This is a genomic window from Rossellomorea sp. H136 (assembly GCF_056838065.1).
The window spans coordinates 2,415,971-2,430,695 of record NZ_CM166371.1 but is presented as its reverse complement, the minus strand read 5'-3'; the positions used below and the strand labels follow the sequence as shown (position 1 = coordinate 2,430,695).

Here is a 14,725-nt window from a genome sequence, read left to right as displayed (position 1 = left end):
ATAATTTGGTTGCGTAAAATTGTTTTTTGGAGGTACTGATTTGAAAAAGAATATGGTAAAGCAAGGCCTGTCGGTTTTGATGATATCCCTTATGGCCATGACGCCTTATCAGCAAACGGCGCATGGTAAGACAAAATTAGATATAAATGCAGATGCTGCGATTTTAGTGGAAGCAGATACAGGTAAGATTGTGTATAAGGAACATGAAGACGAGCTCCTCGGGATTGCCAGCATGACGAAAATGATGACAGAATATCTTGTGTTAGAAGCGGTGGAAGAAGGAAAGATTAAATGGGATCAAAAGTATAAAGTAAGCGACAAAGTCTATCAATTAGCGAATGCACCCGGATTGAGCAATGTCCCCCTGCGAGCGGATGAAGAGTATACGGTAAGAGAACTATATGATGCCATGGTGATTAAATCAGGAAATGGCGCAGCGATTGCACTTTCGGAAGTGGTGGCAGGTACTGAAGGTGAATTTGTGAAGCAGATGAATGCCAAAGCTAAAGAACTTGGATTTGAGAGTTTTCAATTTGTTAATTCTTCGGGGCTGAGTAACTATGATATGCTCGGAATGTTTCCAAAAGGAACCGATGTGAATGATGAAAACATGGTATCGGCTGAAGATATGGCCACTTTAGCGTATTACCTTATTCATGATTTTCCGGAAGTATTAGAGACATCGAGTCTCTCTTCCAAAGTTTTCAGACCGGATACAGAGGAAGAACTCCTCATGAAGAACACAAACGGTCTTTTAAAAGATAAATCTTTTTATTATAAAGGTGCAGATGGATTAAAGACTGGAACCACTCCCTTCGCTGGTTCTACATTTACCGGGACAGCGGAACGTAATGGGGTCCGATATATTTCCGTTATTTTAGATGCCAAGGATGAATATGGACAGCCCAGCAGTGCAGAACGATTTATTCAAACGACAAAACTTCTTGATTATGGATTTGATGAGTTTGAGATGGTTGAATATAATTTAAATGATATTGATAAGAATAAGGAACACACGTTAGACGTTCCAGATGGTAAGAAACAATCGGTTACCATCAAGATAGACAAGCCTATATCTATTCGAGTAACAAAAGAAGAGAAAGATAAACTGAAAGCTTCAATCAAATTAGATGAAGATAAGCTTAATGATGATGGGACCCTTCAAGCTCCAATTGAAAAAGGAGAAAAGATTGGAGAAATGATGCTCGATACGCCAGAAAAGAATGAGTATATTTTTGATAAAAAACAACCTTCTTATAAAGTGGATATTTATGCCGCTGAGTCAGTAGAGAAGGCTAGTTGGCTAGTACGCAGTGCACGAAGCATTCAAGGGTTTTTGGGGGATTTGTTTTAATTAGCTGGCTGTTATAAAGAATTAATATTGCTTTTCTATTCAGTTCGTGTCAAGCTTACTAAGTTAAAGGATTTAGAAAGAAGGTGGCATAATGATCGAAGTGAAAATATCGTCCCTTAGTGACGGTGACCTTAATCGTGGCGTTTTTGCAAAAAGAGATATAGCCAAAGGAGAGCTGGTTCATGAAGCACCAGTCATCCCCTATCCGAATGAAGAACATGAACATATTGAGAAAACGTTCCTGGCGGATTATGTATTTGAATACGGAATCAATCATACAGCACTTCTATTAGGTTATGGAATGTTGTTTAATCATTCTTATACACCTAATACAACTTACGAGATAAATTTTGATAACCATACCTTTGACTTTTATGCCTACAAAGACATTCAAGCTGGTGAAGAATTGCTGATTAATTACAATGGCGAAGTGGATAATGATGAACCACTTTGGTTTAATAAAGATAAGAGCGAAGAGGAATAATATGAAAGGGACTTCCACTTGGAGGTCCCTTTTGTTTTACTGATTAATGATTTTTAGGAATTCAGGTTCTGGTTTCATTAGCTTTGTCCCTTTATCTGATTTCAAATAAATTTCCTTGTCTCCTTCGAAAAGGAATTCAACTGTTACATGATCAAACTTATAGGTTTTTTTATGTGAACGGGGTTCGGTTGATTGATCATCCCAATCAATGCCATCATTTATATAATCAACTCAGGACTGAATGATTTCCTTATCATTAATCTTTTGGCAGGGTTCATTACTAGAATCGACATAAACGCATGCGCTTTTTGGAATATCCTCTATCCAAACAAAAGGTTGTAGATCAGAGGGACGGACCTCTGATCTACATTCATCATTAAAAACAATTGATATATAGTATTTTCTCCAGAACATTTAAATTTCAGAGGTCCGTCCCTCTTCCAGCTTCTCAAGGATTCGTCTTTTACGGTAGAGCATACGGCCGGTTTCGCCAATGTCTGAGATCATGGATTTATTGATGATGGAGCCGAACAGGATGCCTGCGATGGGAATCATTTGGAATAGTTTTTTCCATCCGAAGTTGTCACGGAAGCTGATCATCACTTCTCTCCAGCCTTGAAGCTGTGAAAGGGTTTGTTCTCTCTTCTCCATATCCTTTTTGTTAAAGTCTGATAGTTCTTGAAGGATCGCTTGCTTTCCGACAATATCTGAAGAAACGAATTGTAAGCATTTAATAATGAAAATACGCTCTTGCTGATCATTTGGATCATACCCGTAACTTATTGCGATTTCCTGAAGAGTCTTAAGTGATATGCCAAGGATGAAAGGTATGTCAATACTTAGAGTCAGGAAGCCACCGATTCCGGTAGTCGCCCCCTGGGTCATCGCAACCTTCTTTCTCATGCCCACTATTCCTTCGCTTACTTCATCCATATCAGAAATGGGCAGCCTTGCGATATCTTCTACCTTAAAGTGAGGATTGGCTGTTCTCTTAGTAAATCGCTTAACGACTTCTTTTTCGCTTGTAAGGTAACTTCCGCCCTTTTGTATGTAGCTTCCTATTTCATCCAGTGCTTGTCCAATCTTGTTATGAACCATTTGAGGAGTGATCCGGTCTAGAATCATAAAGGGAATACGGCCAAACTTCTCCCAAAACCATAATCCTTTTTGGTCTTCCGCCCATTTATTTACTAGTTCAAGTTCCCGTAAAAGAGCTTCTCTTGTTTTTGTTTCATGCATATAAAAGCATCCTCCTCAATCAATAATAAACCAAAAAAATAACAGGCAATGAAGAGCCTGTTATTTCATACTTACTGAACAATATCTTCGGTTTTTTCTTCTAGTATTTCAACTTTAATCGTACGTACCCGGCGATTATCCACTTCTTCTACGCTCACTTTTAAGTTTTCATAGTCGAAGCTGTCACCTTCTGATGGAAGATCTTCAAAGCTTTCAACGACCCATCCGCCAAGTGTATGATAAGAACTCTCTGGCTCTCGTACATCGAGTAACTCTGTAAATTCATCCAATTGATATTGGGAATCGAATCGATATTCTTTTTCACTGATTTTCCTCATGGAATGAGTTTTTTCATCTTGCTCATCCCAGATTTCCCCTACAATTTCTTCCAAGATATCTTCGAGGGTGATGATTCCGGTTGTTCCACCAAACTCATCCACTACAATGGCCATATGCACATTGTTCTTTTGAAGCTTAGTAAGAAGAGTTGAGATTTTGACAGACTCAAATATAAACATTGGTTCCCGAATCAATTCCCGGATGTTCACTTCACCGAATTTAATCAAGTGAGTAAAGAACTCTTTCTCTGAAAGAATTCCAATCACATTATCAATATGATCCTCGTAAACCGGTATTCGAGAAAATCGCTCTTCAAAGAACATTTCCTTAATTTCTTCAATCGGTTGATTCACTTCAACAGCCTTGACATCGATCCGGGGTGTCAGGACCTCGGTTGCAAGGATATCATCAAAGTCCATGGAACGGTGAATCAATTCTCTTTCTTCTTTATCAATGACTCCTTCTTCTTCACTAATATCAAGCATCACTTTTAATTCTTCCTCTGTGACAGACGGCATCTCGTGATTTTTCGAGAAGAATTTCGATACCAACTCTTTTAATTTGATAAAAAAGAAGTTAATCGGTGTAAGAACTTTAATTAAGAAAAAGAGAACGCCTGATATGGTCAAGGAATAGGTTTCAGCATTTTCTTTTGCCAATGATTTAGGCAGGATTTCACCGAAAATCAGAATTAATAAAGTCATGACAAAAGTACTGATGACAAGACCCGTGTTTCCTCCGAAAATATCTGTCGCAAGCTTTGCTGAAATACTGGCTGCGGCAATGTTCACGATGTTGTTTCCAACTAATATCGTGGACAGAGCTTTATCAAAGTTTTCAGCGATATAATGCGCTTTAATGCTCCCTCGTCTTCCCTCACTTACAAAGTTCTTAAGTCTAATCTTATTCACGCTTGAGTAAGCCGTTTCCGCCGATGAAAAAAAGGCAGATAAAAGTATTAATGCTCCTAATAATACTAATGAATTCAGTGGTATATCGTCCAAAAAAAAGTCACTCTCCTGTAGTTGTTTATCTATTATGCTGGATTAACCAGAAAAAACCATTAATGTTTGGAATAAGGCCAAAGCCTGTGGGGATACTTGTTTTATCATTTGATTGCGTTCTTCATCCCCTAGCGTTTCCATAGCGTGTAAAATTTCATGTAATTCGTTATGCAAATGATCCATTTCATTACGAATATGATCTACTTGTTTTTCTAAAATAGAGGGATCTACTTTTACGGATTTCATTACCGTTAATCGATCTTTAATTTCATGTAAAGACATTTTCATCTGCTGACATTGTTCAATCGTCTTTAAGTCAGCTAACGTATCTTCGTGATAGTAGCGATAATTATTACGTGATCGATCGCATTCCAATAAACCTATTTTTGTATAATAGTCAATTGTCCTTTTGGACACTTGACTTTGCTTCGAAAGTTCTCCTATTCGATACAACTTCCCAAGGACATCACCTCTAGAGTAGTATACTTTATTTAAGGTAAACCGTACAGTTAAACGTTATGGTTTTATGTAAAAAGTATAAAGAGAACCTACTTTTTTATCATGTTTCTTTGGACTGCCCCTTCATGCGTAGAGATGGAGAAAGGTGAAAAAGAGAGGCGAGAATGATCAGAAAAAGTCCCATTAAGACAAATAACCAAAAAAGAATGTTCCCACCTGTTGTGGGGGAGGACGCGATAAATGCACAAATCAAAAGATATATCACTCCAAACAGAGTTAAAAATAATGGAAAACCACGATGATTAAGTAACCTGTATCCAAGGAGAACCAAAAGATAACTGGCACTCATGATCATGATGGTTGGGAACAGTGGAGAAAACTTGGCAGCGTACACTAAGAAATCAAGATCCACTATCTGCTCCTGCGTTAAGTCGCTTCCGTGAATCATCCCACTGAACGGAGTTGAATACTTCCATTCCCAAGGATTATCCAACAGCGCACTCCCTTCATACCAGGAAAACAATGCCGTGAACCCAAAAACCAACAAACCAACACCTATCTGAGACCAATACTTAATTGACATGATTTTTCTCCTTTCTAGAGGGACGGACCTTTAATTATTTCTAAATTCAACTGCAAAAGCAGGTATTTAATGCGTTTTAACCTTGAATCTCATGTTAAATAGAGGTCCGTCCCTCCCTTACGAACTTTGATAGTTATCTAACAAATTTTACCATAGTGTCAAGCGTGAAAATCTCTTTCATCTTTGATTAGCTGAGGAGTTATTGGCATAGAAAATGCCAGGAGGCTCCCCCTGACAATTTTTCTTACTGTCCACCAGTAAACCAGCTGCCGGCTTTTACTCTTTCTTCTTCTTGGATCTGTCTTTCGTTTTGATTTCCTGCTTCAAAGGAGTTCTTTGAAAACTTTCTTCTTAGAAGCCCATTTAGTAATCCGAATCCCACGGCAAGACCGATGATCCACCATAACATACGTTTCCCTCCCATTAAATGAGGATGTCTTTTTATATATGTACGTTTGAAAAATGGATAAGTTTCATCTTTAATCAAATATCCAGCAAAAGACTAGGCGGTTAAGCGGTTCACTACAGGCATCCTAGCTTAATAATGAATAGTAAAAGAGATCTTAAATCATCAACGCAACCCTTCAGTACAAAGGGTTGCGTTGAATTATTCCTCTTCTGTTCCTTGTTCTTCCGTCTCTTCAAGTTGGTCGGCATTTCGGACCTCTTCTTCTGTGGATGAGTCAAAGTATCCGTCTTTTTCGTATTGCTTCTTCAACTCGAAGTATTTGTCCATGGCACGTTTAGCAATGGTTTTGTTTACGTAAGGGTCTTTGTTCTGGTGTGAATATGGCAACACAACTGAAAAGGCTACTTCCGGGTTGTTGTATGGGGCATAGCCGATTAGAGTGGTGTTGAATGTTTCATATTGTCTTTTTTCTTCAGGGCTATAATAGAAAGCTTCTGCCGTTCCTGATTTTGCTGCAGCATCATAAGGTGCACTTCTAAAATTATTGGCAGTACCATTACTTCCGTGAGCTACTTGGTAAAATCCTCTCTGGACCTGCTGTATCTCTCTTTCTGTTGCATCAATCCGGTTTAAAACTTGGGATTGGTTTTCATATAGCAGAGGTCCAACTTTATCTCTCTCTTGACTGGGTTCACGAATTTCTTTCATGATATGTGGCTTCATGCGATAGCCTCCATTGGCAATGGTGGAAGCATACTGGACAAGTTGCATGGGTGTATATAAATCATATTGCCCAATGGCAAAGTCCATAAGTTTACCCGGTTTTCTTTCGTTCCCTTTTAAACCTTCTACCTCTCCAGGGAGATCAATTCCCGTTCTGACCCCTAAGCCAAACTGACTATAGTAATTTCTCATAATATCAAAGGCGTCAGGGTTAATGTCCAAAGGCTGATTAGGACGATAAGTGCCATCTGCAATTTTTATTGCTGTTTTAAACATATAGACGTTAGACGAAATCTCAAGAGCTTGTATATCGCTAAGATATCTCGATCCATTAAACCAAGATTTTTTTACTGGTGTATCCTTTATCCGAATCGGTTCATCATAAAGCACATCCCCAACATTCAACGCCCCTGTCATATACCCCGTCAACACAGTAGCTCCCTTAACCGCAGACCCCACTCCATATTCAGAAGTGAATGTCCCTAAAGCATAATCCTGCATCTCCGTCTTTCCATCTGCATCCTTCCCATATTTCTTTCCAACCATGGAAAGGATTTCACCTGTGTGTGGATCCATCATGACAACAAAAGCACGATCCAGGAATGGAGATTCCCAATATTGGGATGCCTGTTTGCTTAGCTCTTCTTCCACGATCTTTTCGATTTCTTTTTGAAGCTGAAGGTCGATAGTTAATACGACATCCTTTCCACTGTGACCTTCGCTGACGAGCTGTGTATCAAGGACGCTTCCATTTTTCGTGATGTATTCGATTTCTTCCTTTTGACCTTTTAGGACGTTTTCATACTGTGATTCGAAATAACTGGTCCCTACACGGTCGTTAAGTGCATATCCTTGAGCTTTGTATTCACTAACAAGTTCACTTGGGAGCCCCTGTTGTGAAGTTGAGACTCTTCCTAGAATCGTTCTCAAGGTGCTATCATTCACATATTTTCTTTCCCAGTCAGTGGTAACGTTCACTCCAGGCATCTCTGACAGGCGTTCACTGACTCTTGCCATTTCTTCCATGGAAACATCTTTGTTTTTGATGATTTGAGGAGTAAGGGCGTAACCTGTATTAAATTCGCGGAATATCGCCAGAACTTCCTCTTCTTGTTTATTGAAAGATTTGATGTCCTTTTCGGTGATTCTTTCGAGTTGCATTTCATAAACCTTTTTGTTCACATCATCTTTTGTAAGATCTTCATCATCTTCGAGTTTCTTCAATTCATCCTCTGTCACCAGTTTTTCAGCTTTTTCAGGCTGACTCAATAACCAGAAATCTTTTCGATCTCGATCTGTTATTTTGTCCGGTTTCATTTCGATTAACTCTGACAGACTTCTTGCTACTTTCAGCATATCCTCGGGCTTTGTCGTTTGCGTTCTAGTGTAGGTGATTGCGTTTAAAGGTACGTTGTCCACTATTAAATTTCGATAACGATCATAGACTTTTCCTCTCGGAGGTGTTCCATTATGTGATTTCACATTTTCGGTTCTGGCCACTTCCGCTTCATAATGGTTCCCTTGCACGATTTGTACAATCCCAAGACGAAGAATCAAGAGTGAAAATAGAAAAAAGACCGAAATAAAAAGTAAATTCATTCTTAATGGGACATGGGTTTTTTTCTTTTTCTTCTTTTCCTTCAATTGAATGACCCCTTCTTAAGCTAGTATTTTACCAAAATATGATAATGTTCTAGTCCTATTTTATAGAAATTCAGACTATATTTCTACCTCTTTATGGAACAAATTCCAATTAGTATACTCATCTGGGGTATGATTCATTATATGGAGAAAAATATGTGGGGACCGAACATTGGAAAATTCCAATAATACTTATAAAAGTTCGCGAAATATGTCGAAGAAGGGTTGTAGACAAAGGAGATGCTTTTCTTTTAGAATATAGTCGTAGAAAAGGCGCAGAAAAGTGAAACCAAAGATCTCCTTATTGCGTAGAATTGGTAACTAGATGAATGAGAGGTTGAATGGCTGTTATGTTTAGTAAACTGATGTGCAGGTTCGGTATTGGTGCAACAAAGATTGATTTGGTATTGAACAAAAAAGAGTTCTGCCCAGGAGACGTCATTAAAGGGGAATATGAACTTACAGGCGGACGAGTGGAGCAGAAATTAAAAAGGATCGAGACCGACCTTTTACAGTACGATCAGAATAGTAACCGCTCATCTGTTCTTCATCACAATACTATATTAAGCTCATCAACGATGAAAGCAAACGAACAACGCACCATTCACTTTTCGTGCAGACTTTCAGATTCATTTCCACCGAGTAGTGACAATGTTTCTTATAAGTTTGTCACCCGACTGGTCTTCGACGACGGTGTAAACAGTGTCGATCATGATGAGTTTCAGATAGTAGTATAATTTCAGAATTGAAATGAGCCCTTCTTTCTTTGAAGGGCTTTTATACTTTATTTCTTTCCTGAAGAAAATCCTTCGAACAATCGTCCTCCGTGTGGTTCCAATACAGAGTCCACCAAACTTACAATGGGTTGTTTGTTCCCTTTTTGATAAAACTGGTCGAAAGCTTCCACAAAATCTTCTGCAAAGCTTTCATCATATTCCTTCAATGCCCGTGTTATCCATTTCGAGGCACCAATCCATTGACCTTGGGTCCTGAGGACAAACTCATGAAGGGATTCCCCAATAGAGCCCGCGATAAAAATGCTTTCTTCTCTTTCCTGTGATCCAATAAAATCATCCAATGCATCAGTAAGGAAATATCTCTTCATATCAATCGTTTGACTGTCCCATTTTGGAGGTCCGCCCCTCAAAAGATTATTTGCTTCTTCTTTGAGACTTGGAATGATGGGATGATCGATGAGGGGGATTCCTTCTGATACCATTCTTGGCAATGAAGGCCGGGCTCTTTGGCAGTCTTTTTGGAAATAGACTTGAATTGTTTTTCTATTATGGATGAAGGCTTCAATTGGCCAACCATGTAATTTGAAAGATTCTCGGTATTCTGAACGGAGGCTTTCGTCAATGATGACAATATCTAAATCGGATGTATTTGTTTCATCTCCCCTGACTACGCTGCCACCGAGAAGTGCTGCTTGGCATGTTGGAAAGGTTTCAAATACAAATTTCTTTGCTGCTTCAATTGCAGGCAGTCTTTTCATTAATATCACACCTTCATTATTAATTCTTTCAAATCTATTAGACACTTTAACGTATAATCCGGCCGTTCGTGGGGACACTCATTATCAAATTTGTTGATCCATATCGTATCTAAACCTAATGATTTCGCCCCAACTATATCAGTGAAATAATTGTCTCCAATAAATAGTGTGCGATCCGGACTACTTTCAAAAACATCCTGGGTGTGTTGGAAAATTTCCGTATCAGGTTTCGAGAAGCCTACTTTCTCTGAGATTATGACAGAGCTTTCTGGAAATATAGAGGATAGTCCAAGTCGATGAACCTTTTCGTAAGCATTATATACGGTACCGTTCGTAACAATCCCGACTCCAACACTGCTACTTAATTCCAATAAAAATTCATTCAATTCATGATGAGGATGGATGTGATTGAGATAAGAGCATTGAAAGGATTTTACGATGGCGAGGGACACTTCCTCCTCTACAGAAATACTGAATTCCTTAAGTGTGTTCTCTAGTCTTTTCAAAGAAAATTCATGGAAATCCAAATCCTTTGAAGAAAACCTGCCCCATAGTAAATGATTATGCTTTAAGAAGGTTTTATAAAATACATTTGGTGTAATTTGTCGCAGTTCAGGAAATTGCTTAAGTGTGTCCCCTACTCCTCTCTCATAAGCTTCCGAGTGACCGAATAAAGTATCGTCCAAATCAAATAATAGTAAATCATAGTGTTCAAGAGTTAGATGTTTCATATCAATAAACTCCCTTTTTATGTTTTGTTATGAAGGAAAGTCCAGGAGTCATCCTTCCATTCACCAGTTGTTATGGTTCAGGGGATAGTCGACCACAGATGAGAATCGAGACATTTGGCTTGCTGAAGTAGACGGTAAGAATCCGAGGAAATGGCTTGAAAATGTCAGTATCAATTCCGTTTATGAGTAACGTTACCCATTTTTATAAACCGGAGTGTGGGATCTTTCTTTTATGCTCTGCACTCCTTGCTTTTCTAACAGTGATAGAATTCTATCCAAGTGTACCTGATCTCTAACTACTACAAACTGTGGTTGAATCCATTTGTTTTTCACCTTCACCTCTAATTTGTAGCCTTGATTGATTTTGCCATCTAAACCGTACAGCTCATGCCACTTAATAATCTTTTCTACTTTATATCCTTTAACCCTGCCCCAGGGAACATAATAGCCATTCAGTATAAGGCCATCAGCTAACAAATAAAAATTTCCACGGTGTTTAATGGAGCTGATCAAAATGAAAAAAAGATAGACAATGCTAAATATAGATTGATGAAGCATATCGGTCCAGTATACAACCGCTAACAAACCAGTTAACAGGCTAATGACACCTACCGTCCCCCATTTCACCCACTGATAAGATTTTGTTTCCTTTGTTAAAGGCTGCATCACCTTGAATTCATTTGGAATCACAATGCTGTTCATATCTTCTTCATTTGTTGGAAACAAGGCATTGACTGCTTTTTCTGCGGAATATTTAAGGTTTAATCGAAACCGTATCAGATACACAATTCCGGTGATGAAGATAACGCTGAAGAATAAGTTGATCCACATAATGAAGTCCCCCTTTGAAGTGAACGTAGGAAGAGTTAGATTGTTGCTTTTCGATATCTTCCTCTTCTGTTTTAAAATTATATATAAGATAAGGTTTTATTTTTGTCCATTAATCCTGACTTTGAGCTTTCAGGATGAAACGATTTTGTATGTTTAGAGCGTATCCTTCTGTTGCACAAACAGATGGTGGAAAGGGCTGTAGTTTAGATAGCAATTCTCCTCCTCCCGTTCCCATATCAAGCAGGGATTTCGCATTCCGTATCAGTGGAATGGCCAAACTCCCATACGACCAGGAAATCATTCCAGATTCCATTCGTCCCGTTTCCGTGACAAAGGAAAAGTCCCATCCCGAGAAATGTTTTTCCACATCATTTAATAAACTTTCAAATAATGAAACTGTCATAGAGCTGACCTCCTTACAATCTATAAAACTTACATTGCTATTTTAGCAATCACCACTAATAGTTACTATTTTCCATTATACCGAAAAACGACCATGATTTGGTATTTTATTAACTCTGATTATATAGTCACCATCTTTCACTCTGAAATTTCCTAGTAATATTTACTATATGTTGATTTAATGGGATTAGCGGAAGGTGGTAACAAATACCTGTTTCAAAATTAACAGAATTATATTTCAATAGAACTATGAAAACTTTAAAACTTTTATCTATCTTATTGTTGTCTGTCACTTTTGTCATTGGTTTTGGTCAAGCTTCTAAGGTTTCCGCAGCAGGTACGTATACTGTGAGTTATGGAGACACAATGTGGAAGATTGCCGTAAAACATCAGGTGGGTGTATCTGAGTTAATTTCGGCAAACCCGAAGGTCAGCAACCCGAATATGATTTATCCTGGACAAACCCTAAACATACCAGGAGCAAATCACACTGCTGAAAGTTATACATACGAAGTGGTGAAGCTGGTGAACCAGGAACGATCAAAAGTGGGTTTACCGCCACTGAAGGAAAATTGGGAATTATCACGTGTGGCACGTTATAAGTCAGAGGACATGATTACGAAGAACTATTTCAGTCACACATCCCCAACATACGGCTCTCCTTTCCAAATGATGAAGGATTTCGGAATTTCCTATCAAGCAGCAGGTGAAAACATTGCCGCTGGGCAAAGAACACCTGCCGAAGTAGTTGAAGCATGGATGAACAGCGAAGGACACAGAAAAAATATCCTTTCTCCGACATATACAGAAATCGGTGTAGGCTATGTGAAGGGTGGATCGTACGGTCATTATTGGACGCAAATGTTTATAAAGAGATAAAGCAAGGAGATCCTCGATAGTTATGGAGGGTCTCTCTTTTTTATAGCTATTGAGAAGCGTAATACGATGAAATTCCTTTGATAAGATTAATAGATTTCCTGAACGACTTCTAAAATAACCGTGAAATGATTGTCCCCTAATGGAATGACATGTTGGATGAGAACATTGTGAGATCCCGCTTCAGCTCTTTTAGTATCAATAAGATTTTGTAACTTATCTGATAATGAATTAGAAACCTCAATATCGATAAAAAATTGTTCTTTCATTCTTTTTCCTCCTCTATTCTTCCTTCTGTACACTCTTTACAAATTTATAGAGAAAATAGTTTCATTTTTTTACGGAAAATAAAAAAAAGAGCCAACCGAGGTTGACTATTTCATACTATTAGAAAGTTTGTGCTAAATCCTTAGCTCTTGCAATCGCATTTGCTTTGATTTCTTCAGCTTTGTCGGGCATTGCTGCATGACCTTCAACGAATAAGCCTTCGAATGAAGGAACTCCGTAGAATTGCATCATCACGTCAAGATAGCGGTGACCCATTTCCATTGCTGCAGCTGGTCCTTCAGAGTAAATACCTCCGCGAGCTTGAATATGAAGAGCTTTTTTGTCAGTTAAAAGCCCAACAGGTCCCTGTTCTGTATATTTAAATGCCTTCCCTGCAACGGACACAGAATCAATATATGCCTTCATTACTGGAGGGAAGGAGAAGTTCCAGAATGGAGTAACAAAGATATATTTATCAGCTTCAACAAATTGATCTGATAATTCACCAAGTCGGCCAACTTTTGTTTGTTCTTCTTGTGAAAGCTCTTCAAATCCTTGCCCGGATTGTAATTTTCCCCAGCCACTGAATACGTCAGCGTCAATTTGTGGAATGTTTTCTTTGTATAAGTCTACATTCACAACTTCGTGAGTTGGATTTGCCTCTTTATATGTGTCAATAAATGCTTTTCCTACTGCCATGCTATAGGATTGTGTATCATCATGCGGATGTGCTGTAATGTATAAAACCTTTGTCATGTTGAATCGTCCCTTTCTGATTGTGAATTTCAGCATCCAGTTCAATGAAATTAACTTGATTACCTCGAACTGAAATAGTTTTAATTCGAGATTAATATTATAGGATATCTTCTTTAATATCAAATAAAAAGCTTCATTGTAAAAAAAATAAGGAATTAGTCATGGTAATTAGACTAATTCCTCCTGATTATCCTAATTAAGGATTAGGATATGTTTTTTGAAGAAAGCTCACAGATTGATTAATCAATTTTCTCAAAACGTCTTGGTCGATATCTGCTACTTTGTTTATGTACACACATGCTTTTCCAGTTGTGTGCTTACCGAATGCCTTCAATAGCTCATCCTTCTCTGGATCCCCTGGGGCAAAATATAGACTTATTTTCGCTTTCCTCGGTGAAAAACCGACTAACGGAGCATCCCCTTCATGTCCTGTTTTATATTTGTAATGATAAGAACCGAATCCGATAATGCTTGGTCCCCACATTCTCGCTTCAAACCCCGTTGTCTCTGTGAAAATATCCAGCAGTTTATAGGCATCCTCGCGTTTTTTTGCGTTCTCCACTGCTTCGATAAATTCAATCACACTGCTGTCATTTTGTTTTGTTTTCAATTCGTACATTCGACTGCCCCTTTCTTATTCTCACATTTTATTCTACCCACATAGTTCTCTAATTTCCAGCTCGATTCCTGCATCCTAAGTTATGTTAAGAATTTATCATGCACGGGAGATTGGTTAATCGAAAAGTAATTTATTGGGTATTGTTTCATTTACCTGTTAGATAAACACCAAATAATTGAAACCATATCAATATAAAATTGTAATTATACTATCTATAAACTGAGTAGAGGAACGTGCATGTTAATTCTGATTGGGATTCAACTAATTGTTATAATTCTTTTTTCATTATTAGGATGGGCGATCCGAGAAAAAAATTATAGGCTGATTTCGAATCTCGCTACTTCACCCCCGACATCCAAATTCATTGACAACGCTCCCCCCATCGATTATGATAGTCTCATAATTTAATATTCTCCTAAAGGGGAGTAGCTGTAACAATAAAGTCGTCATTACAGAGTGTATCACTCTCGGCTTTATTGACAACCATGTTGTTAGCGAGACCTTTACCAGTTG

At 38.3% G+C, this 14,725-nt stretch carries 16 protein-coding genes and 1 pseudogene; 4 read left to right on the top strand and 13 right to left on the bottom strand.

Annotated elements, in window-relative coordinates; genetic code table 11:
• The first annotated feature begins 40 nt into the window (after positions 1-40).
• Together ACYH0O_RS12200 and ACYH0O_RS12195 are read left to right on the top strand one after the other, a co-directional pair.
• A complete protein-coding gene (locus ACYH0O_RS12200; RefSeq protein WP_482632433.1) occupies positions 41-1,354 on the top strand; it encodes a D-alanyl-D-alanine carboxypeptidase family protein in 1,314 nt (437 codons plus the stop codon).
• A gap of 91 nt (positions 1,355-1,445) precedes the next feature.
• Complete coding sequence (locus tag ACYH0O_RS12195) at positions 1,446-1,838, top strand: SET domain-containing protein (RefSeq protein WP_149155824.1); 393 nt, start codon at positions 1,446-1,448, stop codon at positions 1,836-1,838.
• Between the two features lie 414 nt (positions 1,839-2,252).
• On the opposite strand, the gene ACYH0O_RS12190 is transcribed toward ACYH0O_RS12195, so the two are convergent.
• From ACYH0O_RS12190 to ACYH0O_RS12165, 6 genes are all read right to left on the bottom strand, one after another.
• A complete protein-coding gene (locus ACYH0O_RS12190; protein WP_482632432.1) occupies positions 2,253-3,077 on the bottom strand; it encodes an EcsC family protein in 825 nt (274 codons plus the stop codon).
• 71 nt (positions 3,078-3,148) lie between these two features.
• Positions 3,149-4,420, bottom strand: coding sequence for a hemolysin family protein (locus ACYH0O_RS12185; protein ID WP_482632431.1), 1,272 nt, complete (start codon positions 4,418-4,420; stop codon positions 3,149-3,151).
• 42 nt (positions 4,421-4,462) lie between these two features.
• Complete coding sequence (locus tag ACYH0O_RS12180) at positions 4,463-4,873, bottom strand: MerR family transcriptional regulator (RefSeq protein WP_482632430.1); 411 nt, start codon at positions 4,871-4,873, stop codon at positions 4,463-4,465.
• A gap of 106 nt (positions 4,874-4,979) precedes the next feature.
• Positions 4,980-5,462, bottom strand: a complete 483-nt coding sequence (locus ACYH0O_RS12175; RefSeq protein ID WP_482632429.1) for a YjdJ family protein — start codon at positions 5,460-5,462, stop codon at positions 4,980-4,982.
• 244 nt (positions 5,463-5,706) lie between these two features.
• Entirely contained in the window at positions 5,707-5,871 is a 165-nt protein-coding gene (locus ACYH0O_RS12170) for a hypothetical protein (RefSeq protein ID WP_482632428.1), read from the bottom strand.
• Positions 5,872-6,069: 198 nt separating this feature from the next.
• Positions 6,070-8,193: a peptidoglycan D,D-transpeptidase FtsI family protein gene (locus ACYH0O_RS12165; protein WP_482632555.1), complete on the bottom strand. Its 2,124-nt coding sequence runs from the start codon at positions 8,191-8,193 to the stop codon at positions 6,070-6,072.
• Positions 8,194-8,576: 383 nt separating this feature from the next.
• Here ACYH0O_RS12165 and ACYH0O_RS12160 point away from each other — a divergent pair, with 383 nt between their 5' ends.
• A complete protein-coding gene (locus tag ACYH0O_RS12160) occupies positions 8,577-8,972 on the top strand; it encodes a sporulation protein (RefSeq protein ID WP_149155818.1) in 396 nt (131 codons plus the stop codon).
• A gap of 47 nt (positions 8,973-9,019) precedes the next feature.
• On the opposite strand, the gene ACYH0O_RS12155 is transcribed toward ACYH0O_RS12160, so the two are convergent.
• The 4 genes and pseudogenes from ACYH0O_RS12155 to ACYH0O_RS12140 all read right to left on the bottom strand — a co-directional run.
• On the bottom strand, positions 9,020-9,730 hold the full coding sequence (locus tag ACYH0O_RS12155; protein WP_482632427.1) for a nucleotidyltransferase domain-containing protein: 711 nt from the start codon (positions 9,728-9,730) through the stop codon (positions 9,020-9,022).
• A gap of 5 nt (positions 9,731-9,735) precedes the next feature.
• Complete coding sequence (locus ACYH0O_RS12150) at positions 9,736-10,461, bottom strand: HAD family hydrolase (RefSeq protein ID WP_482632426.1); 726 nt, start codon at positions 10,459-10,461, stop codon at positions 9,736-9,738.
• Positions 10,462-10,653: 192 nt separating this feature from the next.
• Complete coding sequence (locus tag ACYH0O_RS12145; RefSeq protein ID WP_482632425.1) at positions 10,654-11,292, bottom strand: hypothetical protein; 639 nt, start codon at positions 11,290-11,292, stop codon at positions 10,654-10,656.
• Positions 11,293-11,440: 148 nt separating this feature from the next.
• Positions 11,441-11,695, bottom strand: a pseudogene (locus tag ACYH0O_RS12140) (SAM-dependent methyltransferase); the annotation flags it as partial.
• Positions 11,696-11,943: 248 nt separating this feature from the next.
• Between ACYH0O_RS12140 and safA the strand changes: the two are divergent.
• On the top strand, positions 11,944-12,573 hold the full coding sequence (safA, locus tag ACYH0O_RS12135) for a SafA/ExsA family spore coat assembly protein (RefSeq protein ID WP_149155814.1): 630 nt from the start codon (positions 11,944-11,946) through the stop codon (positions 12,571-12,573).
• An 86-nt stretch (positions 12,574-12,659) separates the two neighbouring features.
• Here the strand turns inward: safA and ACYH0O_RS12130 are convergent, their stop codons facing one another.
• From ACYH0O_RS12130 to ACYH0O_RS12120, 3 genes are all read right to left on the bottom strand, one after another.
• The gene (locus ACYH0O_RS12130) at positions 12,660-12,839 is read right to left on the bottom strand and encodes a hypothetical protein (RefSeq protein WP_482632424.1); all 180 of its coding nucleotides are present in this window, start codon (positions 12,837-12,839) and stop codon (positions 12,660-12,662) included.
• A gap of 118 nt (positions 12,840-12,957) precedes the next feature.
• Entirely contained in the window at positions 12,958-13,593 is a 636-nt protein-coding gene (locus ACYH0O_RS12125) for an FMN-dependent NADH-azoreductase (RefSeq protein WP_482632423.1), read from the bottom strand.
• Positions 13,594-13,789: 196 nt separating this feature from the next.
• Positions 13,790-14,212, bottom strand: a complete 423-nt coding sequence (locus ACYH0O_RS12120) for a DUF1801 domain-containing protein (RefSeq protein ID WP_482632422.1) — start codon at positions 14,210-14,212, stop codon at positions 13,790-13,792.
• Positions 14,213-14,725: the final 513 nt, after the last annotated feature.

What these genes read in the sequence shown, in the direction of transcription:
- ACYH0O_RS12195 (WP_149155824.1), top strand. Translation starts at nt 1,446, where the DNA reads ATGATCGAAGTGAAAATATCGTCCCTTAGTGACGGTGACCTTAATCGT.
- ACYH0O_RS12190 (WP_482632432.1), bottom strand. Translation starts at nt 3,077, where the DNA reads ATGCATGAAACAAAAACAAGAGAAGCTCTTTTACGGGAACTTGAACTA.
- ACYH0O_RS12175 (WP_482632429.1), bottom strand. Translation starts at nt 5,462, where the DNA reads ATGTCAATTAAGTATTGGTCTCAGATAGGTGTTGGTTTGTTGGTTTTT.
- ACYH0O_RS12170 (WP_482632428.1), bottom strand. Translation starts at nt 5,871, where the DNA reads ATGTTATGGTGGATCATCGGTCTTGCCGTGGGATTCGGATTACTAAAT.
- ACYH0O_RS12165 (WP_482632555.1), bottom strand. Translation starts at nt 8,193, where the DNA reads ATGAATTTACTTTTTATTTCGGTCTTTTTTCTATTTTCACTCTTGATT.
- ACYH0O_RS12160 (WP_149155818.1), top strand. Translation starts at nt 8,577, where the DNA reads ATGGCTGTTATGTTTAGTAAACTGATGTGCAGGTTCGGTATTGGTGCA.
- ACYH0O_RS12155 (WP_482632427.1), bottom strand. Translation starts at nt 9,730, where the DNA reads ATGAAAAGACTGCCTGCAATTGAAGCAGCAAAGAAATTTGTATTTGAA.
- ACYH0O_RS12150 (WP_482632426.1), bottom strand. Translation starts at nt 10,461, where the DNA reads ATGAAACATCTAACTCTTGAACACTATGATTTACTATTATTTGATTTG.
- ACYH0O_RS12145 (WP_482632425.1), bottom strand. Translation starts at nt 11,292, where the DNA reads ATGTGGATCAACTTATTCTTCAGCGTTATCTTCATCACCGGAATTGTG.
- safA (WP_149155814.1), top strand. Translation starts at nt 11,944, where the DNA reads ATGAAAACTTTAAAACTTTTATCTATCTTATTGTTGTCTGTCACTTTT.
- ACYH0O_RS12130 (WP_482632424.1), bottom strand. Translation starts at nt 12,839, where the DNA reads ATGAAAGAACAATTTTTTATCGATATTGAGGTTTCTAATTCATTATCA.
- ACYH0O_RS12125 (WP_482632423.1), bottom strand. Translation starts at nt 13,593, where the DNA reads ATGACAAAGGTTTTATACATTACAGCACATCCGCATGATGATACACAA.
- ACYH0O_RS12120 (WP_482632422.1), bottom strand. Translation starts at nt 14,212, where the DNA reads ATGTACGAATTGAAAACAAAACAAAATGACAGCAGTGTGATTGAATTT.